Annotated in this window: 21 protein-coding genes and 1 pseudogene; 16 read left to right on the top strand and 6 right to left on the bottom strand. The window is 69.4% G+C overall.

What is annotated here, in order from left to right; all coding sequences use genetic code 11:
* Positions 1 to 86: 86 nt before the first annotated feature.
* The 3 genes and pseudogenes from BST44_RS15475 to prfB all read right to left on the bottom strand — a co-directional run.
* A pseudogene (locus BST44_RS15475) lies at positions 87 to 353 on the bottom strand (Rv3103c family proline-rich protein); the annotation flags it as partial.
* A complete protein-coding gene (locus BST44_RS15470; RefSeq protein WP_083177985.1) occupies positions 350 to 1,345 on the bottom strand; it encodes a mechanosensitive ion channel family protein in 996 nt (331 codons plus the stop codon). The gene BST44_RS15470 and the pseudogene BST44_RS15475, both read right to left, overlap by 4 nt.
* Positions 1,335 to 2,456: a peptide chain release factor 2 gene (prfB, locus tag BST44_RS15465; protein WP_083177984.1), complete on the bottom strand. Its 1,122-nt coding sequence runs from the start codon at positions 2,454 to 2,456 to the stop codon at positions 1,335 to 1,337. The genes BST44_RS15470 and prfB overlap by 11 nt, the downstream gene beginning before the upstream one ends.
* Before the next feature lie 171 nt (positions 2,457 to 2,627).
* On the opposite strand from prfB, the gene BST44_RS15460 reads away from it, so the two are divergent.
* Positions 2,628 to 3,992: an FAD-dependent oxidoreductase gene (locus BST44_RS15460; RefSeq protein ID WP_083177983.1), complete on the top strand. Its 1,365-nt coding sequence runs from the start codon at positions 2,628 to 2,630 to the stop codon at positions 3,990 to 3,992.
* Positions 3,993 to 4,022: 30 nt separating this feature from the next.
* Here BST44_RS15460 and BST44_RS15455 read toward each other — a convergent pair whose 3' ends face one another.
* Positions 4,023 to 4,820 (bottom strand): universal stress protein, encoded by a 798-nt coding sequence (locus BST44_RS15455; RefSeq protein ID WP_083177982.1) that lies wholly within the window; start codon positions 4,818 to 4,820, stop codon positions 4,023 to 4,025.
* A 503-nt stretch (positions 4,821 to 5,323) separates the two neighbouring features.
* On the opposite strand from BST44_RS15455, the gene BST44_RS15450 reads away from it, so the two are divergent.
* Together BST44_RS15450 and BST44_RS15445 are read left to right on the top strand one after the other, a co-directional pair.
* Positions 5,324 to 6,469 (top strand): PPE family protein, encoded by a 1,146-nt coding sequence (locus BST44_RS15450; RefSeq protein WP_083177981.1) that lies wholly within the window; start codon positions 5,324 to 5,326, stop codon positions 6,467 to 6,469.
* Positions 6,470 to 6,618: 149 nt separating this feature from the next.
* The gene (locus tag BST44_RS15445; protein ID WP_083177980.1) at positions 6,619 to 7,740 is read left to right on the top strand and encodes a PPE family protein; all 1,122 of its coding nucleotides are present in this window, start codon (positions 6,619 to 6,621) and stop codon (positions 7,738 to 7,740) included.
* 6 nt (positions 7,741 to 7,746) lie between these two features.
* Here BST44_RS15445 and BST44_RS15440 read toward each other — a convergent pair whose 3' ends face one another.
* Positions 7,747 to 8,085 (bottom strand): hypothetical protein, encoded by a 339-nt coding sequence (locus BST44_RS15440; RefSeq protein WP_083177979.1) that lies wholly within the window; start codon positions 8,083 to 8,085, stop codon positions 7,747 to 7,749.
* A 22-nt stretch (positions 8,086 to 8,107) separates the two neighbouring features.
* Here BST44_RS15440 and hisN point away from each other — a divergent pair, with 22 nt between their 5' ends.
* The 3 genes from hisN to BST44_RS15425 all read left to right on the top strand — a co-directional run bounded on the left by hisN (position 8,108) and on the right by BST44_RS15425 (position 11,619).
* Positions 8,108 to 8,887 (top strand): histidinol-phosphatase, encoded by a 780-nt coding sequence (gene hisN, locus BST44_RS15435; RefSeq protein ID WP_083177978.1) that lies wholly within the window; start codon positions 8,108 to 8,110, stop codon positions 8,885 to 8,887.
* An 84-nt stretch (positions 8,888 to 8,971) separates the two neighbouring features.
* Positions 8,972 to 10,381, top strand: a complete 1,410-nt coding sequence (locus tag BST44_RS15430) for an acyl-CoA dehydrogenase family protein (protein WP_083177977.1) — start codon at positions 8,972 to 8,974, stop codon at positions 10,379 to 10,381.
* Between the two features lie 32 nt (positions 10,382 to 10,413).
* On the top strand, positions 10,414 to 11,619 hold the full coding sequence (locus tag BST44_RS15425; RefSeq protein ID WP_083177976.1) for an acyl-CoA dehydrogenase family protein: 1,206 nt from the start codon (positions 10,414 to 10,416) through the stop codon (positions 11,617 to 11,619).
* An 86-nt stretch (positions 11,620 to 11,705) separates the two neighbouring features.
* Here the strand turns inward: BST44_RS15425 and BST44_RS15420 are convergent, their stop codons facing one another.
* Positions 11,706 to 12,563 (bottom strand): oxidoreductase, encoded by an 858-nt coding sequence (locus BST44_RS15420; RefSeq protein WP_083177975.1) that lies wholly within the window; start codon positions 12,561 to 12,563, stop codon positions 11,706 to 11,708.
* 22 nt (positions 12,564 to 12,585) lie between these two features.
* Here BST44_RS15420 and BST44_RS15415 point away from each other — a divergent pair, with 22 nt between their 5' ends.
* The 10 genes from BST44_RS15415 (at position 12,586) to BST44_RS30940 (ending at position 22,391) form a co-directional block, all read left to right on the top strand.
* Positions 12,586 to 13,584, top strand: a complete 999-nt coding sequence (locus tag BST44_RS15415; protein ID WP_083177974.1) for an acrylyl-CoA reductase family protein — start codon at positions 12,586 to 12,588, stop codon at positions 13,582 to 13,584.
* A gap of 22 nt (positions 13,585 to 13,606) precedes the next feature.
* Complete coding sequence (locus tag BST44_RS15410) at positions 13,607 to 14,578, top strand: NADPH:quinone oxidoreductase family protein (protein WP_083177973.1); 972 nt, start codon at positions 13,607 to 13,609, stop codon at positions 14,576 to 14,578.
* A 179-nt stretch (positions 14,579 to 14,757) separates the two neighbouring features.
* Positions 14,758 to 15,849 carry a homogentisate 1,2-dioxygenase gene (locus tag BST44_RS15405; protein ID WP_083177972.1) on the top strand — a complete coding sequence of 364 codons (1,092 nt, stop codon included), beginning with the start codon at positions 14,758 to 14,760 and terminating at the stop codon, positions 15,847 to 15,849.
* A gap of 2 nt (positions 15,850 to 15,851) precedes the next feature.
* Complete coding sequence (locus tag BST44_RS15400; RefSeq protein WP_083177971.1) at positions 15,852 to 17,033, top strand: alpha/beta hydrolase family protein; 1,182 nt, start codon at positions 15,852 to 15,854, stop codon at positions 17,031 to 17,033.
* Positions 17,030 to 18,238: a CaiB/BaiF CoA transferase family protein gene (locus tag BST44_RS15395; protein WP_083177970.1), complete on the top strand. Its 1,209-nt coding sequence runs from the start codon at positions 17,030 to 17,032 to the stop codon at positions 18,236 to 18,238. The genes BST44_RS15400 and BST44_RS15395 overlap by 4 nt, the downstream gene beginning before the upstream one ends.
* 5 nt (positions 18,239 to 18,243) lie before the next feature.
* On the top strand, positions 18,244 to 19,140 hold the full coding sequence (locus BST44_RS15390) for a hydroxymethylglutaryl-CoA lyase (RefSeq protein ID WP_208619807.1): 897 nt from the start codon (positions 18,244 to 18,246) through the stop codon (positions 19,138 to 19,140).
* Positions 19,140 to 19,754: a TetR/AcrR family transcriptional regulator gene (locus tag BST44_RS15385; protein WP_083177968.1), complete on the top strand. Its 615-nt coding sequence runs from the start codon at positions 19,140 to 19,142 to the stop codon at positions 19,752 to 19,754. The genes BST44_RS15390 and BST44_RS15385 overlap by 1 nt, the downstream gene beginning before the upstream one ends.
* Positions 19,755 to 19,777: 23 nt before the next feature.
* Complete coding sequence (locus BST44_RS15380; RefSeq protein WP_083177967.1) at positions 19,778 to 21,013, top strand: acyl-CoA dehydrogenase family protein; 1,236 nt, start codon at positions 19,778 to 19,780, stop codon at positions 21,011 to 21,013.
* The gene (locus BST44_RS15375; protein ID WP_244184827.1) at positions 21,010 to 22,056 is read left to right on the top strand and encodes a phosphotransferase family protein; all 1,047 of its coding nucleotides are present in this window, start codon (positions 21,010 to 21,012) and stop codon (positions 22,054 to 22,056) included. Before BST44_RS15380 ends, BST44_RS15375 begins: the two co-directional genes overlap by 4 nt.
* Entirely contained in the window at positions 22,053 to 22,391 is a 339-nt protein-coding gene (locus BST44_RS30940; protein WP_244184826.1) for a DUF6285 domain-containing protein, read from the top strand. The genes BST44_RS15375 and BST44_RS30940 overlap by 4 nt, the downstream gene beginning before the upstream one ends.
* The last annotated feature ends 16 nt before the right edge of the window (positions 22,392 to 22,407 follow it).

The following is a 22,407-nucleotide window of genomic DNA, read 5'->3' as shown; positions in this document are numbered from 1 at the left end:
TTTTTTTTTTAATCATCCGCCCACCCCCTTTATCAACCCCTACCCCTTCGCCGGCTGCGTCAGTTGTGTATAAGAGCCTGGGTGGGGGTGGGCGGCGGCAGCTGCACGCGGCTGCGCGGCACCCAGGTGTAGTTCGGGTCGGGCACGAAGCCCGGCGGTACGACTTGCTGCGCCGGCGGCTTGGGCGCCGGTTGCGGGCGGTAGGTGTCGTAGACCCACCACACGGCGAAGAAGGCGACGATCAACACGAGGGTCGACGTGCGGACCCGCCCGCCGAACATGTAGTGCGGCCAGCGACGGTCGGCATCCGTGTCATCGCTGCGCTTCTCGAAGAGGCTCAGGGTGAACTTCAACGCTTCTGCACCGCACCTTTGACGTCATCGTCGGTCTGCCCTTCGGCGGCCTGCGCGGCCGGCACGGCCGGGTCCTCCACCAGGCCCACCGTCGCGTCCGCGGAGGTCACGATGCCGACGCGGGCCAGCGCGCGGATGACCAGGACGCGCAACTGCCGGCCGGCCTCGAACTGCTTGCCGGGCAGGGTGCGGGCCACCAGACGCAGCGTGACGGTGTCGAGTTCGATGCTCTCGACGCCCATGACGGTGGGGGCATCCAGCAGCAGGTCCCCCAGCAACGGGTTGTCCATGGCGCGATCGCATTCCTGGTGCAAGACCTCGTTGACCCGGTTCAGGTCGGCGCTGGTGGACACCGGGATGTCGACCACCGCGCGCGCCCAGTCCTTGGACAGGTTGACCACCTTGACGATCTGGCCGTTGGGGATGGTCAGCACCTCGCCGTCCGGTGAGCGCAGCCGGGTCACCCGCAACGTCACGTTCTCGACGGTGCCGCTGGCCTCCGTGGCCGCCACGACGGTCAGGGTGACCAGGTCGCCGAAACCGTACTGCCGCTCCGCGAGGATGAAGAAGCCGGACAGCAGGTCCCTCACCAGCTGCTGTGCGCCGAAACCCAGCGCCGCGCCGACGACGGTGGCCGGCGCGACCAGCCCCCCGACCGAGAACTGCAGCACGTTGGCGATCTGCATCATGACCCAGATTCCGATGATGACCACCGACACCCAGGAGATCACCGAGGCCAGGGCCTGACGGTGCTTGGACGCTTCCGAGGGCACCAGCGCGTCGCTCGCGGCGAATCCCAGGTTGAGCTGACGGGTCACCTGCTGCGCCACCCAGTTGACGAACCGGGCCGCCAGCACCGCCGCGATCAGCACCATCACGATCCGCAGACCGCGGGTGATGATCCATTGCCCGATCTCGCCACGCCAGAAGGCGTGCCAGCCCAGGGCCTTTATCGTCGCGAACGAGGCGAGAAGGGTTGTGTTAGCTGTCATCTTTTCGGTTACGCCACCGGATTCCCGCTTCCAGGAACCCGTCGATGTCTCCATCCAGGACGGCCGCCGGATTGCCGACCTCGTACTCGGTCCGCAGATCCTTGACCATTTGATACGGGTGCAAAACGTAGGAGCGCATCTGGTTGCCCCACGAACTGCCGCCTTCACCCTTGAGTGCGTCCAGCTCCGCGCGTTCTTCGGAACGCTTGCGCTCCAACAACTTTGCTTGAAGCACCCGCATCGCCGAGATCTTGTTCTGCAGTTGCGATTTTTCGTTCTGGCAAGTCACGACGATACCCGTTGGGATGTGGGTTAAACGAACCGCCGAGTCGGTGGTGTTCACCGACTGGCCGCCGGGCCCGCTGGAGCGGTAAACGTCAACCCGCACATCGCCTTCCGGGATGTCGATGTGGTCGGTGGTGTCCACCACCGGCAGCACCTCGACTTCGGCGAACGACGTCTGACGTCGACTTTGGTTGTCGAACGGACTGATCCGCACCAGCCGGTGGGTGCCCTGCTCGACGGACAAGGTGCCGTAGGCGAACGGGGCGTGCACCGCGAACGTCGCGCTCTTGATGCCCGCCTCCTCGGCGTAGGAGGTGTCGAACACCTCGACGGGATACTTGTGCTGCTCGGCCCATCGCATGTACATCCGCATCAGCATCTCGGCCCAGTCGGCGGCGTCCACCCCGCCCGCGCCCGAGCGGATGGTGACCAGCGCCTCACGCTCGTCGTACTCACCCGAAAGCAGGGTGCGCACCTCGGTGGCCTCGATATCGGCGCGCAGCGCCTTCAGCTCGGCGTCCGCCTCGGCGAGAGCTTCTGTCTTGCTGGCGGCGCCTTCCGCTTCTTCGGCCGCCAACTCGTAGAGAATCGGCAAGTCGTCGAGGCGGCGGCGCAACTCCTCGATCCGGCGCAGCTCGCCTTGAGCGTGGGACAGCTCGCTGGTCACTCGCTGCGCGCGGGCCTGGTCGTCCCAGAGCTGGGGATCGGACGCCTCGTGTTCGAGCTTCTCGATGCGGCTGCGCAGACCGTCCACATCGAGCACCCGCTCCACCGTGGTCAGGGTGGAGTCAAGGGCGGCGATGTCGGCTTGACGGTCGGGTTCCACAGCGGACAACGTTACCGGGGCCCGCCAACCGCCCCGGCTCCCGGCGAGTGCTCGGGCCACGACCAGCGGTCATGCGTTTAGCATCGAGTCACGATCATGTGCACCCCGCGCTGCGCGCCGGCCTGTTTTGGGAGCCCCCGGCGCTAACCGGGCACGAATAGAAGGTCGAGTATGCGCCCATACCACGTTGCCATCGTCGGCTCCGGACCGTCGGGATTCTTCGCCGCGTCGTCCCTGCTCAAAGCGGCCGACGCGGCCGAAGACATCGATATCGCCGTCGACATGCTCGAGATGTTGCCGACCCCGTGGGGGCTGGTGCGCTCGGGTGTCGCGCCCGATCACCCGAAGATCAAGTCGATCAGCAAGCAGTTCGAGAAGACCGCCGAGGATCCCCGCTTCCGGTTCTTCGGCAACGTGCTGGTGGGGGAACACGTGCAGGCCGCCGAGCTGGCCGAACGCTACGACGCCGTCGTCTACGCCGTCGGGGCGCAGTCCGACCGCGCGCTCAACATTCCCGGCGAGGAGCTGCCGGGCAGCGTCGCCGCCGTCGACTTCGTCGGCTGGTACAACGCGCACCCCAACTTCGAGGCGGCGACGCCCGACCTCTCGGGCGCGCGGGCCGTGGTCGTCGGCAACGGCAACGTGGCCCTCGACGTGGCACGCATCCTGGTCACCGATCCCGACGTGCTCGGGATCACCGACATCGCCGACCACGCGCTCGAGTCGCTGCGGCCCTGCGGCGTCGAGGAAGTGGTGGTCCTCGGCCGGCGCGGGCCGCTGCAGACCGCGTTCACCACGCTCGAGCTGCGCGAGCTGGCGGATCTGGAGGGGGTCGACGTGATCGTCGATCCCGCGCAGCTGGAGGGCATCACCGAGGAGGACGAGGCCGCCGCGGACAAGACGACGAAGCTGAACGTCAAGGTGCTGCGCGACTACGCCGCGCGCGCGCCGCGGCCCGGCCATCGTCGAATCGTGTTCCGGTTCATGACTTCGCCGATCGAGATCAAGGGCGACGGCAGGGTGGAGAGCATCGTGCTGGGCCGCAACGAACTGGTCACCGACGCGAACGGGCGGGTGTCCGCCAAGGACACCGGTGAGCGCGAGGAGCTGCCGGTCCAGCTGGTGGTGCGGTCCGTCGGTTACCGCGGCGTGCCCACTCCGGGGCTGCCCTTCGACGACCGAACCGCGACCATCCCGAACACCGGCGGCCGGGTCCAGGGCAGCCGCAACGAGTACGTCGTGGGCTGGATCAAGCGGGGACCGACCGGTGTCATCGGCACCAACAAGAAGGACTCCCAGGAGACCGTCGACACCCTGCTGGCCGATCTGGGCCGCGCGGGAGACGGCCTGGCGGATTTCCCCGATGATCACGCCGACAAGCTGGCCGACTGGCTCGCGTCACGCCAGCCCAAGCTGGTCACCTCCGCCCATTGGCAGATCATCGACCGTCACGAACGTTCCGCCGGTGAGCCGCACGGGCGCCCCCGCGTCAAGCTGCCCAACCTCGCCGAGCTACTGCGGATCAGCCACGGCTGATCACGACGCGACGCCCTCGCCTTCCCGCCGTCACAGGTTGCTCGACCGGATCGCCAGCACGGAGTGCCCGGCGTTGCACAGATCCTCGGCGGCATGGGAGTCGGTGACCAGCAACAGGCCCGCTTCGGGATGGGCGCGGAGGTATTGCTGCACACTGCCGCGCACGATCGCGGACTCCGCCCGCACGTCGGGGTACAGCCGCGTCCATCGCCCCAGCCGTCGAATCAGTTGCGCCCGGGCCGAGCTCGTCCCCTCGTCGGCATCACGCTTATCCTCGCCCCGGCACACCCAGAGTGCGCGCAGCCCGGCTTCGCGCAGCCTCGCCTCCTCGAACGCGTGCCGCAGCACCACGCCGTTGTCGACCTCGGCCAGGACGGTGCCGACCTTCGGGGCCGCCGACCGCCTGGCCGGCTGATGGATCACCGCCACCGGACACCCCGCGGAGCGGGCCAGCGCGGTCGCGACGGAGGTCCCGCCATGACGGGCGTGGGTGAGTCCGATGGAACCGACGCACATCATGGCCGCCGACCTCGACTCCTCCAGCAGCTTGGTGAGCGGCCGTCCGCACACGATGTCGGTCTCGATTTTGACCGGGGCGCCGGTGACCTCCACGGCCCGCTGGGCGTCGGCCAGCGCCGTCCGCGCGGCGGCGAGCCGCGCCTCGCGGGCAGGGGGTGTGGCCGCGTCCCGCGGATCGACGACGTAGACCAGTCGCATCGGGATGTCTCGGCTGACCGCCTCGTCGATCGCCCACAGGCCCGCCTGCTCAGCCGCCCTCGATCCGTCCACGCCCACCACGACCGCCGGAGCCGGATAGCTATTGCTCATCGCTGTCTCCTCTGCTGAGCTGTAGGCGGGCAATTTCACGTCGCTCAGCCCTCACGTTAGGGCCGGGAAGACCTCTCCCCCAGGGGCATTGGTCCCGAAATTGCCGGGAATTGCAGGCCCCCGAGGAGCTGCAATCAGACATGGGCCGTCAGACGTCAGCCGTCAAGTGTTTCAAGCGGTCTCGATTTCGACCTGCGTGAATTAACGCCGGCTGTCCACCAACCAAATGCCCAGTTAACCCTGCCTGCTCGATTGCCACGAATTCAGCGGAAATCCGCCCTTTTCCAGCGGCGCTTGCGACTTTTGACGAGCCAAAGAGCCGAAGGTCGCTTCAGATGCCCCGTGCGCGCGCCCCACCTGCACCGTGATGAACACGAAGCTGCCCGCCAAGGCGTACACCGCCCTCGTCACCGCCGCTTCGTCCCGTACTCGACCCGGCCAATCGACGTCGCGCCGCTCGCCGCGCGACTGAACATCAAACCTGTTTAAGGAGCTGTGACACAATGGATTTCGCCTTCTTACCGCCAGAGATCAACTCTACCCGGATGTACAGTGGCCCCGGGTCCGGCCCGATGCTGGCCGCCGCGGGCAGCTGGGACTCGCTGTCCGCCGAATTGGCCACCACGGCCGAGTACTACGAATCGGTCCTATCGGCCCTGAGCTTGCAGTGGAGCGGCTCGGCCTCGGAGGCGATGGCGCTCGCCGCCGCGCACTATGTGGGTTGGCTGCAAACGGCCGCCGAGCAGACGAAGCAGACGGCCATGCAGGTCCGGGCGGCCGCGGCGGCCTATGAACAGGCTTACGCGATGACCGTCCCCCCGCCCGCGGTCACGGCCAACCGCACCCAAATGTCATCGCTGGTCGCGACGAACGTCCTGGGGCAGAACACCGCGGCGATCGCGGCCACCGAGGTGCAGTACGCCGAATATTGGGCCCAGGACGCGACCGCGATGTCCGGCTACGCGAGCTCGTCGTCGGCGGCGACGCAATTGCCGCGGTTCGCCTCCCCGAGCAACTCGACCAACGAGGCCGGACTGACCGCGCAGACCGCGTCGGTCACCCGGGCCGTCAACGGCGCCGCGGCCACCACCCCGGTGTCACAGGTCATCAGCGCGGCGCCGAATCTGCAGGCGGCCGCCACCCTGCCGACGAACCCCATCGTCCCCGAGGACTTCACCGTGCTCGACGGCATCCTGGCCAGCTACTCGACGGTCAACGCCACCTACTACATCGAGGCATTCGCGTCCGGCGTCATCGGGGCCGAGAAGAACCTGGGCATCCTGCCCAAGCTCGCGACGGCGTCCGATGTGGCCCCGGCGTTGACCGCGGCCCCCCCGATCGCCGGAGCCGCATCGAGCCTTGGCGGCGGCGCGGGCCTGGGCAACATCAGCGCAACCCTTGCCCGCGCCAACAACATCGGGCCGATGTCCGTGCCGGCGAGCTGGTCCGCACCGTCAACCACCCATATCGCCGCGCTGGAACCGGCCGGGCTGACGACTCTTCCCGGCACCGACGAGGTAACCGCGTCCGGCTATCCGGGTCTTCCCGGGATGCCGGGCGGCGCGCTGTCGCGCTCCGCCGGCGTGGGTGTGCCGCCCCGGTACGGCGTCCGGCTCACGGTGATGCCACGCCCGCCCGCCGCCGGATGACACACCGCTAGCCCGAGGCCGGTCCTTCGGCGAATGCCGAACGACCCATCGCACTCATGTCTTGACGTCGCGCCACAGGCGACGTCGGCCAACCAAAGCCATTGCCCACCAGGCGGATTGCACATCTCAGCCGACGAAAGTGACCGACGATGGATTTCGCTTTCCTGCCGCCGGAGATCAACTCCTGGCGAATGTACAGCGGGCCCGGCGCAGGCCCGATGTTGGCGGCCGCGGGAAGCTGGGACTCGCTCTCAGCCGAGTTGGACATCACCGCCGCCACCTATGAATCCGTGCTGTGTGGCCTGACCAGTTTGCACTGGCGCGGCCACGCCGCCGAATCGATGTCGGCGGCGGCCGTCCCCTATGCGTATTGGCTGCATGCGACCGCCGATCTGGCGAAGCAGACGGCCATGCAGGCCCGGGCTGCTGCGGCGGCCTACGAACAGGCTTTCGCGATGACGGTGCCGCCCGTAGCCGTCACGGCCAACCGCACCCAGCTGGCGACCCTGGTGGCGACCAACTTCTTCGGCCAGAATGCCGCGGCGATCGCCGCCACCGAGGCGCAGTATGCCGATTATTGGGCCCAGGACGCCACCGCGATGTCCGGCTATGCCGCCTCCTCCGCGGCGGCGACCCAGTTGCCGGCGTTCCCCTCCCCCCGCCGGGCGACCACCCCGACCGCAACGACCGCACAGAGCGCCGCGGTCAGCAAAGCGGTCAACAGCGCCGTTGCCCCGGTGTCGCAGTCGGTTTCGGCGGCGTCGACTCTGCCGGCGAACCCGATCATCCCCGAGGACTTCACCGCGCTCGACGCCATCGTCACCTTCATCGCGACCATGAAAGCCGTCGACTATGAGCAGGCGTTCGTCACCGGCATCGTCGGCGCCGAGAGCGATTTGGGCATCTTGCCCAACCTCGGAGCGGCCGCGCCGACCGCGCTCGCCCCACTGCTCACGGCCGCCCCCCAGCCGGGCGGTGCCGCCCCGGGGCTTGGAGCGGGCCTCGGCGACGTCACCGCCGCGCTTGCCCGCGCCGGAACCATCGGCTCGATGTCGGTGCCCGCGAGCTGGACAGCACCGAGCAGTCCCCTGACGGCGTTGCCGGGCGGTGACTTCCCCGGACGGTCCGGGACCGCAGAGTCAGCCGTGTCCGGAACCGCCCTACCGGGGGTGCCCGGGTTATCGGGCGGGACGGCCTCACGGGCCACGGTCGTCGTCCCGCGGTACGGCGCCCGGATCACGGTGATGGCGCGGCCGCCGGCGGCCGGCTGACGGACGTTACACCGGGGGCGACTCGGGCGGCGCGGGAGGCGCGAACCTCCAATTGTCCGGATTCTTCGGCGAATACACCACGGGAAACAACTGGCCCATGGTCGGCCAGTGGTCGACGTCGACCGCCATGCGCTGATACACCGCGTGCTCGCTGACGGTGGGGCCGTTGATCACACCGGAGATGGTGACGAACTGTTCACCGGTGGCCTCCGGCCGCGGGCTCACCCCGGTCACCAGCAGCGTGCCGTTCAGCACCTCGCCGCGGGGGCCGCGGGGCAGGAACCGCTGGGCGAGGAAGACCGCGAGCACGGCCACCAGCAGGAGCAGCACACCGAATTCCCACATCCGGCCATGGTAGGACTGCGTCATGAGTCGAGACGATCTGGCGTTGGCGCTGGCGCTTGCCGACCGTGCGGACGCGCTCACCTCGGCCCGGTTCGGGGCGCTCGACCTGCACGTCGACACGAAACCGGACCTGACCCCGGTGACCGACGCCGACCGCGCGGTGGAGACCGAACTGCGCGAGGCGCTGGGGCGCGAGCGGCCGGGCGAGAGCATCGTCGGCGAGGAGTTCGGCGGAACCCCCACCTTTTCCGGACGGCAGTGGATCATCGACCCCATCGACGGCACCAAGAACTTCGTACGCGGCGTGCCGGTGTGGGCCAGCCTGATCGCGATGCTCGACGACGGGGTGCCCGCGGTCGGCGTCGTCAGCGCGCCGGCGCTGCAGCGTCGTTGGTGGGCCGCGCGCGACCGCGGCGCCTTCGTCGCGGTGAACGGCGCACCGCCCCGACGGTTGTCGGTTTCGTCAGTGGCGCAACTGGATTCGGCCAGCCTTTCGTTTTCCAGCCTGTCCGGCTGGGCTCAGCGGGGCCTGCGGGAGCGCTTCGTCGCGCTGACCGACGCCGTGTGGCGAGTGCGCGCGTTCGGGGACTTCCTGTCCTATTGCCTGGTGGCTGAGGGGGCCGTCGACATCGCCGCCGAACCCGAAGTCTCGGTGTGGGACCTCGCCGCGCTCGACATCCTGGTGCGCGAGGCGGGCGGGACGATGACCGGCCTGGACGGCGTCGCCGGACCGCACCGCGGCAGCGCCGTGGCGACGAACGGGCCGCTGCACGAACGCGTGCTGGAATCGCTGGTCCTGTGAATTAGTTAACAAGTGTTCTCCGTGATCTTACTCCGGAGTAAGATCGGGTCATCCGCACTGCCCCAACTACTACAGGCTGCCGACATGACCGACACTCGTTCCGGTTCACCGAAGACTTCCAAATCCGCCCGCGCCCGCCAGAAGCGGAAAGACCACCCCAGCGGGGTCGGGCTGCAACCACACAAGCGCACGGGCGTCGACATCGCCATCGCGCTGCTCACGCCGCTGATGGGCCAGGAATTCCTGGACAAATACCGGCTGCGTGATCCGGTCAACCGGGGGCTGCAATACGGCACCAAGACCGTCTTCTCCACCGCGGCCGCCGCCTCCCGCCAGTTCAAGCGGCTGCAGAACGTGCGCAGCGGACCGACCCGGCTCAAGTCGAGCGGCAAGGACTACTTCGACCTGACGCCCGACGACGACCAGAAGATGATCGTCGAGACGCTCACCGAGTTCGCCGAGGAGGTGCTGCGGCCCGCGGCCCCCGACGCCGACGAGGCGGCGACCTACCCGCCCGACCTGATCGCCAAGGCCGCCGAGCTGGGCATCACCGCGATCAACATCCCCGAGGACTTCGACGGCATCGCCGCCCACCGCTCCAGCGTGACCAACGTGCTGGTGGCCGAGGCACTGGCCTACGGCGACATGGGTCTAGCGTTGCCGATCCTGGCCCCCGGGGGCGTCGCCTCCGCGCTGACCCACTGGGGCAGCGCGGACCAGCAGGCCACCTACCTGCCCGAGTTCGCCGGCGAGAACGTCCCGCAGGCCTGCGTCGCGATCGCCGAGCCGCAACCGCTGTTCGACCCCACCCGCCTGACGACCACCGCGGTGCGCACGCCGAGCGGCTACCGGCTCGACGGCGTCAAGTCGTTGGTGCCCGCGGCGGCCGACGCGGAGCTGTTCGTCGTCGGCGCCCAGCTGGAGGGCAGGCCGGCCCTGTTCATCGTCGAGTCGTCGACGAAAGGCCTTACCGTCAAGCCGGATCCGAGCATGGGCGTCCGCGCGGCGGCCCTGGGCCACGTGGAGCTTTCCGGGGTCTGTGTCCCCCTGGGCGCGCGGCTCGGCGAAGATGAGGCAACGGACGAGGACTACTCCGAGGCGATCGCGCTGGCCCGGTTGGGCTGGGCGGCGCTGGCGGTGGGCACCTCGCACGCGGTGCTCGACTACGTGGTGCCCTACGTCAAGGAGCGCGAGGCCTTCGGCGAACCGATCGCCCATCGTCAGGCCGTGGCGTTCATGTGCGCCAACATCGCCATCGAGCTGGATGGGCTGCGGCTGATCACCTGGCGCGGCGCCGCGCGCGCCGAACAGGGCCTGCCCTTCGTTCGCGAGGCGGCGCTGGCCAAGCGGCTGGGCGCCGACAAGGGCATGCAGATCGGCCTGGACGGCGTGCAGCTGCTCGGCGGCCACGGCTTCACCAAAGAACACCCGGTCGAGCGCTGGTACCGCGATCTGCGGGCCATCGGCGTGGCCGAGGGCGTCGTCGTCATCTAGATCGCTAGTCCACTCGAGCTGAAAGACCAATCATGGCAATCAATCTGGAACTGCCCCGCAAGCTGCAAGCGGTCGCCGTGAAGACCCATCAGGGCGCGGCCGAGCTGATGCGGCCGATCGCCCGCAAGTACGACCTCGCCGAACACGCCTACCCGGTCGAACTGGACACGCTCTACAACCTCTTCGCGGGCGCCTCGGAATCGATCGAATTCGCCGGGGCCGACAACCTGGGCGACGAAAACAAGGACAGGGACCAAAACCACAACGGCGCCAACATGGCGGCGCTCCTGCAGACGCTGGAGGCCTGCTGGGGTGACGTCGCGATGATGTTGTCGGTCCCCTACCAGGGGCTGGGCAACGCGGCCATCTCCGCCGTCGCCACCGAAGAACAGCTGGAACGCCTGGGCAAGGTGTGGGCGGCGATGGCCATCACCGAACCGGGCTTCGGGTCGGACTCGGCGGCGGTGTCGACCACCGCCAAGCTGGACGGCGACGAGTACGTCATCAACGGCGAAAAGATCTACGTCACCGCCGGTTCGCGGGCCACCCACATCGTGGTGTGGGCCACACTGGACAAGTCGAAGGGCCGCGCGGCCATCAAGTCGTTCATCGTTCCGCGCGAGCATCCCGGCGTCACCGTCGAGCGCCTCGAACGCAAGCTGGGCATCAAGGGTTCCGACACCGCGGCGATCCGGTTCGACAACGTCCGTATCCCCAAGGAGAACCTGCTCGGCAACCCGGAAATCGAGGAGGGCAAGGGATTTTCGGGGGTGATGGAGACCTTCGACAACACCCGCCCGATCGTGGCGGCCATGGCCATCGGTGTCGGCCGCGCCGCGCTCGAGGAGATCCGCAAGATCCTCACCGAGGCCGGCGTGGAGATCTCGTACGACAAGCCGTCGCACGTCCAGAGCGCGGCGGCGGCCGAGTTCCTGCGGATGGAGGCCGACTGGGAGTCCGCCTATCTGCTCGCGCTGCGCGCGGCCTGGCAGGCCGACAACAAGATCCCCAACTCCAAAGAGGCGTCGATGAGCAAGGCGAAGGCCGGCCGGATGGCCAGCGACGTCACCCTCAAGTCCGTCGAATTGGCCGGTACCGCAGGCTATTCCGAGCAGTCAATGCTGGAGAAGTGGGCCCGCGACTCCAAGATCCTGGACATCTTCGAGGGCACCCAACAGATCCAGCAGCTGGTGGTCGCCCGCCGCCTGCTGGGCCTGTCGTCGGCCGAGCTCAAATAGGTCTCGTTGCGACCGACGGCGCCGAGTGTGCAACCACTGCGAAAATCTCGCCGATTTTTCGCAACGAGTTCACGTTCGGCGAAAGTTCACGCCGCGACCGCGTTCAGCCTTTCGCGGGTGTCCTCGTCCAGCTCGACGGAGGCGACCGCCAGGTTCTCCTCCAGGTGCCGCACCGACGAGGTGCCGGGGATCAGCAGCACGTTGGGCGCCACGCTCAGCGTCCACGCGAGCGCGACCTGCGCCGGCGTGCACCCGAGCCGCTCGGCGGTGTCGGCCACCGATTGGTGAGTGAGCACCGGGTTCGGCTGCACGAACGCGGCCCCGAGCGGGAAGAACGGAACGAAGGCGATGCCGCGCGCCGTGCACTCCCGCAGCACGGGCTCCGACGACCGATCCAACAGGTTGTAAGCGTTTTGCACACAGGCGATTTCGGTGCGGTTCAGGGCATGCAGCAGGTGTTCGCGGTTGACGTTGCTCAGCCCGATGCCGCCGATCAGCCCGTCGTCGCGCGCGGAGATCATGACCGAAAGCTGGTCGTCGAAGAGCTGATCCGGCCCATCGCTTTCGAACAGGCGCAGGTTGACCGCGGCCAGTTGCTCGACGCCGAGGGACCGCAGGTTGGTCTCGATGTCGCGGCGCAAGTCGGCCGGTGCGTCGACCGGCAGCCAGCCGCCGCTGTCGTCGCGACGCCCACCGACCTTGCTCACCAGGGCCAGGTTCTCGGAGTAGGGATGCAGCGCCTCTCGGATGAGCTCGTTGGCGACGTCGGGGCCGTAGAACTGGGCGGTGTCGATGTGGTCGACGCCGAGTTCGACCGCCCGCCGCAGCACGGCCAGCGCCGCGTCGCGGTCCCGCGGCGGCCCGAACACGTTCGGGCCGGGTAACTGCATGGCGCCGAACCCGATCCGGGAGACCGAAAAGCGACCGAGTGGAAAGGAATCCATACGGTGAGGTTAGCGTCGAGGCATGGACACGTTTCAGGCGCTCGTCGCCCGCGAAGATGGTGACCGGATAACCGCGTCGGTCGAGACGCTGAGCCAGTCGGACCTGCCGCCCGGTGAGGTGACGATCCGGGTGCTGTATTCGAGCGTGAACTACAAGGACGCGCTGGCATTGACCCCGCGCGGTGGCGTGGTGCGCAGCTACCCCGTGGTGCCGGGCATCGACCTGGCCGGCGAGGTCGTCGAGTCGGACTCCCCCGACTTCGCCGTCGGCGAGCAGGTGCTGGCCCACGGGTACGCGATCGGCACCGGCCACCACGGCGGCTACGCCGAATACGCGCGGCTGCCGGCCGACCACGTCGTCGCGCTCGGCGCGTTGAGCCCGCGCGAGGGCGCCGCGATCGGGACCGCCGGCTTCACCGCCGCGATGAGCGTGCAGGCGTTGATCGACTGGGGCCTGCAACCCGGGGCCGGGTCGGTCGTCGTCACCGGCGCCTCCGGCGGCGTGGGCTCGGTCAGCGTCGACCTGTTGGCCGCCAAGGGCTATCGGGTGGTCGCCTCCACCGGCAAGGAGAGCGCGACCGGACTGCTGAAAGAGCTTGGCGCCGCCGAGGTTATCGGCCGGCTGCCGGAGGATCCCGACGCCAAGCCGCGACCGTTGGCCAAGGCGCGCTGGGTGGGCGCGGTGGATTGCGTCGGCGGCGCGACGCTGGCCGACGTGCTCAGCGCCGTCGACTACGGCGGGGCGGTGGCCTGTAGCGGCCTGACGGGCGGTCCGGCGCTGCACACCACCGTGATGCCGTTCATCCTGCGCGGCATCGCCCTGCTGGGAATGGACTCGGTGCAGATGCCGATCGGCCCGCGCCGCAAACTGTGGGCGCTGCTGGGCGATTCGCTGCGCCCGCGTCACCTCGACGCGCTCACCCGCGACGTCGACGTCCGCGACGTCGTCGAGGTACTGGACCAGGTGCGCGCCGGCAAGTTCACCGGGCGCGCGGTGGTGCGGGTCGCCGACGGCTTCTGAGCCGGCAGTAGGCTGTCCGACCATGCGCGCTGCACGGGTGACTCGGCTGGACGGTCCGGACGCGATCGAGGTGGCCGACGTCGACGAACCGTCGGGTGACGGCGTGGTCGTCGAGGTGCACGCCGCCGGTGCCGCCTTCCCCGACGCCCTGCTGACCCGGGGCCTCTACCAGTACCGCCCCGAGCCGCCGTTCGTGCTGGGCGCCGAGATCGCCGGCGTGGTGCGCTCGGCGCCGGACGGCGCGCACGTGCAGGCCGGGGACCGGGTCGTCGGACTCACGATGCTGTCCGGCGGCATGGCGGAAGTCGCGATCCTGCAGCCCGACCGGGTGTTCAAGCTCCCCGACAACGTGAGCTTCGAGGCGGGCGCCGGCCTGCTGTTCAACGACCTGACCGTGTACTTCGCCCTGACGGTGCGCGGCCGGCTGGCCGAGGGTGAGACGGTGCTGGTGCACGGCGCCGCCGGGGGCATCGGGACATCGACGCTGCGGCTGGCCTCGTTGCTGGGGGCGTCGCGCACCATCGCGGTCGTCAGCACCGAGGACAAGGCGGACGTCGCGACCGCGGCCGGGGCCACCGATGTGGTGCTGGCCGACGGGTTCAAGGACGCCGTCAAGGAGCTCACCGGCGGCCGCGGCGTCGACGTCGTGCTCGACCCGGTCGGCGGTGACCGGTTCACCGATTCGCTGCGCTCGCTGGCCCCGGGCGGGCGGCTGCTGGTCGTCGGCTTCACCGGCGGGGACATCCCGACGGTGAAGGTGAATCGGTTGCTGCTCAACAACATCGACGTGGTCGGCGTGGGCTGGGGCGCCTGGACGGCGACGCACCCGAACGCGCTGGCCGAGCAGTGGGCCGGGCTGGAGGAGTTGCTCAGCTCGGGCCGGCTGGCCGCCCCCAACCCGGAGGTCTATCCCCTCGACCAGGCCGCCGCCGCGGTCGCGTCGTTGGAGAACCGCACCGCCAGGGGCAAGGTCGTGGTGCGCGTCCGCGACTGACGGGCGTTTAGGCCCCGGCCTATCCGCGACACATAACCGTCAGCGACGACACGCCGACGCGGTCCGCAACGGATTATGTCTCGCGAACGGGCCGACAGGCCCTTGTGGGAGCGTGAAACGAAAAGTAATGTCACTTTCAGTTTTGTGCCGCACTGTCGCCGCCGAGCCGGGGGTCACCCATGGAATCCTTCGTCCACTTGCGAAAAGGCAAGACACCGCGCCGCCTGCATGCCGACCTCGACGGGCTCAAGGACGACGAGCTGGGCCGGGGCGGATTCGCCGGCCGCACGGCGAACCTCTACCGCCGCCACGACCCCACCGCCTTCCGGTCGGTCGGCCCGCTGCGCCCGGTCGACGTGCTGGCCGGCGAGCTCAAACCCAGTGACGCCACCGACGCCGACGGCGGTCCCCTGCTGATGTTCAGCAACGCCGACTGCCGGATCCTGTTGAGCCGGCGCCACGAGCCGATGCCGTTCTACGCGCGCCACGTCGACGGCGACCTGCTGTGCTTCGTGCATCAGGGCGACGGCCTGCTGGAGACCGAGTTCGGGCCGCTGCGCTATTCGGCGGGCGACTGGGTCTACCTGCCGAAGGCGTGCACCTGGCGGCAGGTGCCCGACGGTCCGACGACGATGCTGATGGTCGAGGCCACCGACGAGTTCCGGGTGCCGCCGCCCGGGCCGCTGGGCCGGCACTTCCCGTTCGACCCGTCGCAGGCCACCATCCCCGACCCGGCGCCGATCGACGACGACGGGCGCGACGAATACGAGGTCCGGCTCATCCACGAGGGCGGGCCGACGATGCTGTTCTACCAACACAACCCGCTCGACATCGAGGGCTGGCGCGGGGACAATTTCCCGTTCACGTTCAACATCGCCGACTACAACGTCGTCACCTCCGACAGTGTCCACCTGCCGCCGACGGTGCACCTGTTCATGCAGGCGACGGGTGTCTACGTGATGAATTTCCTGCCGAAGCCGGCCGAAGGCGTGCAGGGCACCGAGCGCACACCGTGGTATCACCGCAACGTCGACTACGACGAGATCGCCTTCTTCCACGGCGGCTCGCTCTACGGAATCCCGATGCCACCCGGTCTGATTTCCCATGCGCCGCAAGGCGTTCACCACGGCGCACCGGAGAAGGCGCGGGAGCGGGCGCGCCGCAAGTTCGACGAGTACTCCCGCGTCGATTGGCAAGTGATCGCCGTCGACACCCGCCGGCGCCTGACCCCGTCGGCCGAGGTGCTGGCGCACGACCTAGGACAACACTGACCATGACACCGCGCCACGAATACGAACGCATCCCCTATCTCATTGCCTTCCAGAACAATTCCGCCGTCCGCGACGTCTACGGCGGCCTGGCGGAGATCACCGTGCTGGAGAGCTACCTGCTCAGGCCGAAGGACAAGGCGTCGGACACCGTGCTGGTGTTCATGCACCCGATCGGCGGCGGCGCTTACCTGCCCATGATCAACGCGCTGGCCCGGGCCGGCCACCACGTCATCTACTGCAACAGCCGGTTTCGGGGCACCGACTCGGCGCTGCTGATGGAGAAGGTGGTCGAGGACCTCGGCGAGTGCATCAAGGACGCCAAGAAGCGGCTGGGTTATCAGAAGGTCGTGCTCGCCGGGTGGAGCGGCGGCGGGTCGCTGTCGGTGTTCTACCAGCAGCAGGCCCAGCACCCGACCATCACGTCGAGCCCATCCGGCGACGGCCCCGACCTGACCGCCCTCGACCTGACCCCCGCCGACGGCATCATGCTGTTGGCCGCGCACATCAGCCGGCACGGCACGCTGACCGAGTGGCTCGACGCGTCGATCCTCGACGAATCCGACCCCACCAAGCGCGATCCGGAGCTGGACCTGTACAACCCGGACAACCCGAACCAGCCGCCCTACAGCCAGGACTTCCTGGCGCGCTACCGCAACGCGCAGGTGCTGCGCAACCGCCGGATCACCGCGTGGGTCAAGGCCAAGCTCGCGGAGCTGAAGGCGGCCGGCCGCGGGGACGACGAGTTCTGTTTCGTCGTGCACGGCACCATGGCCGACCCGCGCTGGCTGGACCCGACAGTCGATCCCAACGAACGCACCCCGGGAACGTGCTACCTGGGGGATCCTCAACTGGTGAACATGAGCCCGGTCGGATTGGCCCGCTTCTCCACGTTGCGCGGCTGGCTCTCGCAGTGGAGCTACGACGACGCCCGCGGCGACGGGGTGGCGTGCGGCGCCGACATCACGATCCCGGCGTTGGTGATCGGCAACCTGGCCGACGACGCGTGCACACCCAGCCACACCCGGCGGCTCTTCAACGCGATCGGGCATCACGACAAGGAGATGCACGAAATCCCCGGCGCCACACACTATTACGCAGGTCCCGACCAGCGCGACAAGCTCCGCGCGGCGGTCGACGTCGTCACCGACTGGCTGGTCCGCCACGACTTCGCAGGCAAAGAATGACGGCACCGGCGGGTCCGCTGGACGGCGTCCGGGTGCTCGAGCTGGGCACCTTGATCGCGGGCCCCTTCGCCGGGCGGCTGCTGGGCGACCTGGGTGCCGACGTGATCAAGGTGGAACCCCCCGGCGCCCCGGACCCGCTGCGCACCTGGGGCCAGGCCGAGGTGGACGGGCAACACGTCTTCTGGACGGTGCACGCGCGCAACAAGAGGGCGGTCACGCTCGACCTGCGCCGCCCGCGCGGCCGCGAGCTCTTCTTGGACCTCGTCGAAAAGTCCGACATCGTCGTGGAGAACTTTCGCCCCGGGACGCTGGAGAAATGGGACCTGGGTTACGACGTGCTCAGCGCCCGCAACCCGGGCATCATCCTGGTCCGGGTGTCCGGCTACGGGCAGACGGGGCCCGACGCGCACAAGGCCGGCTACGCGTCGGTGGCCGAGGCGGCCAGCGGGCTGCGCCACCTCAACGGCTTCCCCGGCGGTCCACCGCCGCGGCTCGCGCTCTCGCTGGGAGACACCCTGGCCGGCATGTTCGGCGCCCAGGGCGCGCTGGCGGCGCTGTACCGTCGCGGCATCACCGGGCGCGGCCAGGTCGTGGACGTCGCGCTGACCGAATCCTGTTTGGCGGTACAGGAATCCACGATCCCCGACTACGACGTCGGCGGTGTGGTGCGCGGGCCGTCGGGCACCCGGCTCGACGGCATCGCGCCGAGCAACATCTACCGCAGCGCCGACGGCTCGTGGGTGGTGATCGCCGCCAACCAGGACACCGTCTTCGCCCGGCTGTGCAAGGCGATGGGCCGCCCGGAGCTGGCGACCGACGACCGGTTCGCCACGCACGGCGCTCGCGGCCGCAACCAGGACGAGCTCGACGAGATCATCGGCGCGTGGGCCGCGCGACGCCAACCCGATGACATCATCGAAACCCTCAGTGCCGCAGGGGTGATCGCCGGCCCGATCAACACGGTCGCGGAGGTGGTCGACGACCCACAGCTGCGGGCCCGCGGCATGCTGGTCGACCACTTCGACGAAAGACTCGGGCGCAACGTGCTGGGGCCGGGCGTCGTGCCGGTGCTCTCGGAATCGCCGGGCCGGGTCCGCAGTGCCGGGCCGGCGCGCCCCGGCCAGCACAACGACGACGTCTACCGCGGGCTGCTCGGCATGACCGCCGGAGAGCTCGAGGAACTGCGCGCCGAGGAGGTGCTGTGACGCACGTGGTCATCCGCGAGGTCGCGCTGCGCGACGGCCTGCAGATCGAAGCGCCGATCCCGTTGTCGGCCAAGCTGGAACTGCTGGCCGCCGTCGCCGCGACCGGGGTCCGCGAGGTCGAGGCCACGGCGTTCGTCTCGCCGACGAAGGTGCCGTCGATGGCCGACGCCGCCGAGCTCGCCGCCCACCTGCGCGACTACCCCGACATCGAGTTCTCCGCCCTGGTCGCCAGCCCGAACGGGGCCAAGCGGGCCGTGGCCGCCGGCCTGCGCTCGATCGAGTACGTGGTGGCCGCCGACGACACGTTCAGCCAGGCCAACGTCGGGCGCACCAGCGCCCAGGCCACCGATCAGATCGCCGAGATCGTCGCGATCGCACACGGCGCTGCCTCCAGCTTTCCCGTCACCGTCGAGGTGGTGATCGCCACCGCGTGGGACTCGCCGTTCGAGGGCCCCACCCCGCCCCAGCGGGTGCTGGACATCGCCGCGGCCGCCCGCGACCGCGGCGCCGACCGCCTGTCGATCGCCGACACGATCGGCACCACCACCCCGGGGCGGGTGAGTTCGCTGATCGCCCAACTGCGTCCGGTGATCGGCGAGATGCCATTGGGCGGCCACTTCCACAACACCCGCGGCTCCGGGCTGGCCAGCGCCTACGCCGCGGTGAGCTCGGGGGTGACCCGGCTGGACGCCTCGGTGGGCGGGCTGGGCGGCTGCCCGTTCGCGCCGGGCGCCACCGGCAACATCGCCACCGAGGACCTGGTGTACCTGCTGCGCGACAGCGGCATCGACGTCGACGTCGACCTGCAGGCCGCGATCGCCGCGGCCGGCGTCGCCAAAGCCGCTGTGGGCCATGACCTGCCGAGCGCGCTGCTGCGCGCCGGCGACCGGATGCGGACGTGATGGCCGGCCCGGACGCGCTGACCGCCAAGGGCCGCCAGACCCGGCAGGCGATCGAGCAGGCCGCCCGGAAGTTGTTCGCCGAGCGCGGTTTCCACGGCACCACGCTCGCCGACATCACGTCGGCCGCGGGCAAGTCACCCGCGGTGTTCTACCGGTACTTCGACGACAAGGAAGACCTGCTCGCGGCCCTGGCGGAATCGTTTCTGCACGACGTGGTGACGCCGTCCGGGTTGAGCCTTCAGCCACCCGAATCACCCGACGACGACGCGTTCTTCACCTCGGTGGTCACCGGGTACTGGAACATGTTCAAGCAGAACATCGGCATCATGATCGCCGTGGCCCAGCTGGCCGCCACCCAGCGGCGCTTCGCGGCAGTCCAGAACGAGTTCCGCCGCTTCGGCATGGACATCGTCGCCGCCTCCGTGCGCCGCGCCCAGGAACAGGGCTACGGAACCGAGCTCGATCCACAACACACCGCGGCGGCCATCGCCCTGCTGTTCGAGAACTTCACCACCGTCTTCGTCGGCCCCTCCAACCTGGGCATCAAGATCAGCGACGAGGACGCCATCGCCACCCTGGCGACGATCTGGAAGAAAACCCTGTACGGCGCTTGAGCCTTCCCCCAAAGGAGACGACCGTGGATTTCACACTCCCCGAACACCTTCCGGGTCTGCTCGCCGCGATGGACGAGTTCATCGAGGCCGAGATCAAACCGCTGGAGCGCGAGCACATCCAGTACTTCGACAAGCGGCGCGAACACGCCCGTACCGACTGGGACAACGACGGCATCCCGACCCGCGAGTGGGAGGACCTGCTCGCCGAGATGCGCAGGCGCGCCGACAAGGCGGGCTGGCTGCGCTACGGGCTGCCTTCCTCGCTGGGTGGCCGGGACGGCACCAACGTCGACATGGCCGTCATCCGGGAACATCTGGCGCACAAGGGCCTCGGCCTGCACAACGACCTGCAGAACGAGTCCTCGATCGTCGGAAACTTCCCGCAGGTGATCATGATGGAGCGATTCGGCACCGACGAGCAACGGCGGGGATGGTCCGAGGCGCTGATCACCGGGGAGCGGTCCATGGCGTTCGGGCTGACCGAGCCGGAGCACGGCTCGGACGCCACCTGGCTGGAGACCCGCGCGCAGGGCGACGGCGACGGGTGGGTGATCAACGGGTCCAAGCGGTTCAACACCGGCGTCCACCGGGCGACCCACGACCTGGTGTTCGCCCGCACGTCGGGCGAGCCAGGCCAGGCGCGCGGCATCACGGCGTTCCTGGTGCCGACGGACGCGCCCGGGTTCGAGGTCCCCTACTACTGGTGGACGTTCAACATGCCGACCGATCACGGCGAGGTCCGGCTGACCGACGTCCGGGTGCCCGCCGACGCGGTGCTCGGTGAGGTGGATCGCGGCCTGGAGGTGGCGCAAACGTTCCTGCACGAGAACAGGATCCGCCAGGCCGCCAGCAGCCTGGGTGCCGCGCAATACTGCATCGACCGCGCCGCCGAATACGCCGGCAAACGCACCGTGTTCGGCAAGCCGCTGTCGGTGAACCAGGCCGTGCAGTGGCCGCTGGCCGAATTGCAGACCGAGGCCCAGATGGTGCGGCTGCTGGTCGCCTACGCCGCCTGGCATCTGGACCGCGACCACCACATGGAGGTCTCGGACAAGGTGTCGATGGCCAACTACCGGGCCAACCGGCTCGTCTGCGACGCCGCGGACCGGGCGATGCAGATCTTCGGCGGACTGGGCTACAGCCGGCACGAGCCGTTCGAGCACATCTACCGCCACCACCGTCGCTACCGCATTACCGAGGGAGCCGAGGAGATCCAGATTCGCCGGGTGGCGCAGCGGCTGTTTAAGTTTGGCAAGTGACGCCGACCGAGGAGCTGGCCGCCCAACTCGCCACCGTGCTGGCGCCGATCCTGGGCGCCGATGTCGCGGTGACCGACCTGCGCGCGCTGACCGGGGGCGCCAGCCGCTCGACGTGGGCGTTCGACGCCGTCGCGGCGGGCCGTCGGCAAGCGCTGATCCTGCGCACCGGCGCACCCGACGACGTGCACGCCGGCATGGAGTTGGAGGCGAGGGCACAGGCCGCCGCCGCTGCCGCCGGCGCGCCGGTCCCCCACGTCCTCATCGCCGCCGATTCGATTGCCGCGCTGGGCAATCCGTTCCTCATTTGCGACGAGATCGCGGGCGAGACGATCGTGCGGCGCATTCAGCGTCAGCTCGACGCGGCGGGCGGGCAGGCGGCCCGCACCGGGCTGCTGCGGCAATGCGCGCAGGCCCTGGCGGCCATCCACCGCGCCGACCCCGACATCCCCGGTCTGGCCCGCGAAGACCCGCTCGCGCAGTGGCGCGAGCGGCTCGACGCCATGGGCGACACCACGGCCACCTTCGAATGGGCCTTTCGCTGGCTCGAGCGCAACCGGCCGGAACCGTCGGCGGACGTCCTGGTGCACGGGGACTACCGGATGGGCAACCTCATCGTCGACGGCTCCCGCCTCGCCGCCGTCCTCGACTGGGAGCTGGTGCACCGCGGCGACCCGTACGACGACCTGGCCTGGTTCTGCATCCGGGCCTGGCGGTTCGGCGCCCCGGCCAGCCTCGGCGCCGGCGGCCTCGGCAGCGTCGAGAGCTTCCTGCACGCCTACGAGGAGGCCGGCGGGGCTAGCGTCGACCGGGTGGCGTTTCACTGGTGGCTGGTGCTGGCCACGCTGCGCTGGGGTGTCATCTGCCGCTACCAGGCGGAGCGGCATCTGACCGGCCAGTTCCGCTCGGTGGAGCTGGCCACGATCGGTCGCCGCGTGTGCGAGACCGAATGGGACCTGCTCGACCTGCTCGAAGGAGCGCCGGGCGACGATGCGCGCCGCGGAGCGGCGCGAGGAGAAGCCAGGCAATCGGGGGACCTCCGATGATCGGCGCGTACGGCCGCCCACTGGCCGCCGAGCTGGTGGCCGCGGTGGCCGAATTCTTGGAGAGCGACGTGCGGGCGGCGACCAGCGGGCAGGTGAACTTCCACGCCAGGGTGGCCGCGAACGCGCTGCGCATCGTGGAGCGCGAACTGCTCGACGAGAGCGAGGCCGAATCCCGCGACGCGCTGGCCGACCTGGGGTTCGCCGACGAGGAGGAGCTGGCCGCCGCGATCCGGGCCGGCGAGCTGGACGGGCGGGACCGGGAGGTCACCGCCTGCCTGCGCACGCTGGTGCGGCGGCGGGTGGCCGTCGCCCACCCCGGCTACGACATTCAATAGCGGACCTCCAAGAGCG

It is taken from the genome of Mycobacterium scrofulaceum (assembly GCF_002086735.1).
Taxonomy (GTDB): Bacteria; Actinomycetota; Actinomycetes; order Mycobacteriales; family Mycobacteriaceae; genus Mycobacterium; species Mycobacterium scrofulaceum.
This window is presented reverse-complemented; position numbering and strand designations above follow the sequence as displayed.

Coding starts and splice junctions, on each gene's coding strand:
- hisN (WP_083177978.1), top strand. CDS start 8,108: ATGAGTCGAGACGATCTGGCGTTGGCGCTGGCGCTTGCCGACCGTGCG.
- BST44_RS15385 (WP_083177968.1), top strand. CDS start 19,140: ATGGCCGGCCCGGACGCGCTGACCGCCAAGGGCCGCCAGACCCGGCAG.
- BST44_RS15460 (WP_083177983.1), top strand. CDS start 2,628: ATGCGCCCATACCACGTTGCCATCGTCGGCTCCGGACCGTCGGGATTC.
- BST44_RS15425 (WP_083177976.1), top strand. CDS start 10,414: ATGGCAATCAATCTGGAACTGCCCCGCAAGCTGCAAGCGGTCGCCGTG.
- BST44_RS30940 (WP_244184826.1), top strand. CDS start 22,053: ATGATCGGCGCGTACGGCCGCCCACTGGCCGCCGAGCTGGTGGCCGCG.
- BST44_RS15440 (WP_083177979.1), bottom strand. CDS start 8,085: ATGTGGGAATTCGGTGTGCTGCTCCTGCTGGTGGCCGTGCTCGCGGTC.
- BST44_RS15410 (WP_083177973.1), top strand. CDS start 13,607: ATGCGCGCTGCACGGGTGACTCGGCTGGACGGTCCGGACGCGATCGAG.
- BST44_RS15415 (WP_083177974.1), top strand. CDS start 12,586: ATGGACACGTTTCAGGCGCTCGTCGCCCGCGAAGATGGTGACCGGATA.
- BST44_RS15455 (WP_083177982.1), bottom strand. CDS start 4,820: ATGAGCAATAGCTATCCGGCTCCGGCGGTCGTGGTGGGCGTGGACGGA.
- BST44_RS15445 (WP_083177980.1), top strand. CDS start 6,619: ATGGATTTCGCTTTCCTGCCGCCGGAGATCAACTCCTGGCGAATGTAC.
- BST44_RS15450 (WP_083177981.1), top strand. CDS start 5,324: ATGGATTTCGCCTTCTTACCGCCAGAGATCAACTCTACCCGGATGTAC.
- BST44_RS15400 (WP_083177971.1), top strand. CDS start 15,852: ATGACACCGCGCCACGAATACGAACGCATCCCCTATCTCATTGCCTTC.
- BST44_RS15395 (WP_083177970.1), top strand. CDS start 17,030: ATGACGGCACCGGCGGGTCCGCTGGACGGCGTCCGGGTGCTCGAGCTG.
- BST44_RS15430 (WP_083177977.1), top strand. CDS start 8,972: ATGACCGACACTCGTTCCGGTTCACCGAAGACTTCCAAATCCGCCCGC.
- BST44_RS15405 (WP_083177972.1), top strand. CDS start 14,758: ATGGAATCCTTCGTCCACTTGCGAAAAGGCAAGACACCGCGCCGCCTG.
- BST44_RS15420 (WP_083177975.1), bottom strand. CDS start 12,563: ATGGATTCCTTTCCACTCGGTCGCTTTTCGGTCTCCCGGATCGGGTTC.
- BST44_RS15470 (WP_083177985.1), bottom strand. CDS start 1,345: ATGACAGCTAACACAACCCTTCTCGCCTCGTTCGCGACGATAAAGGCC.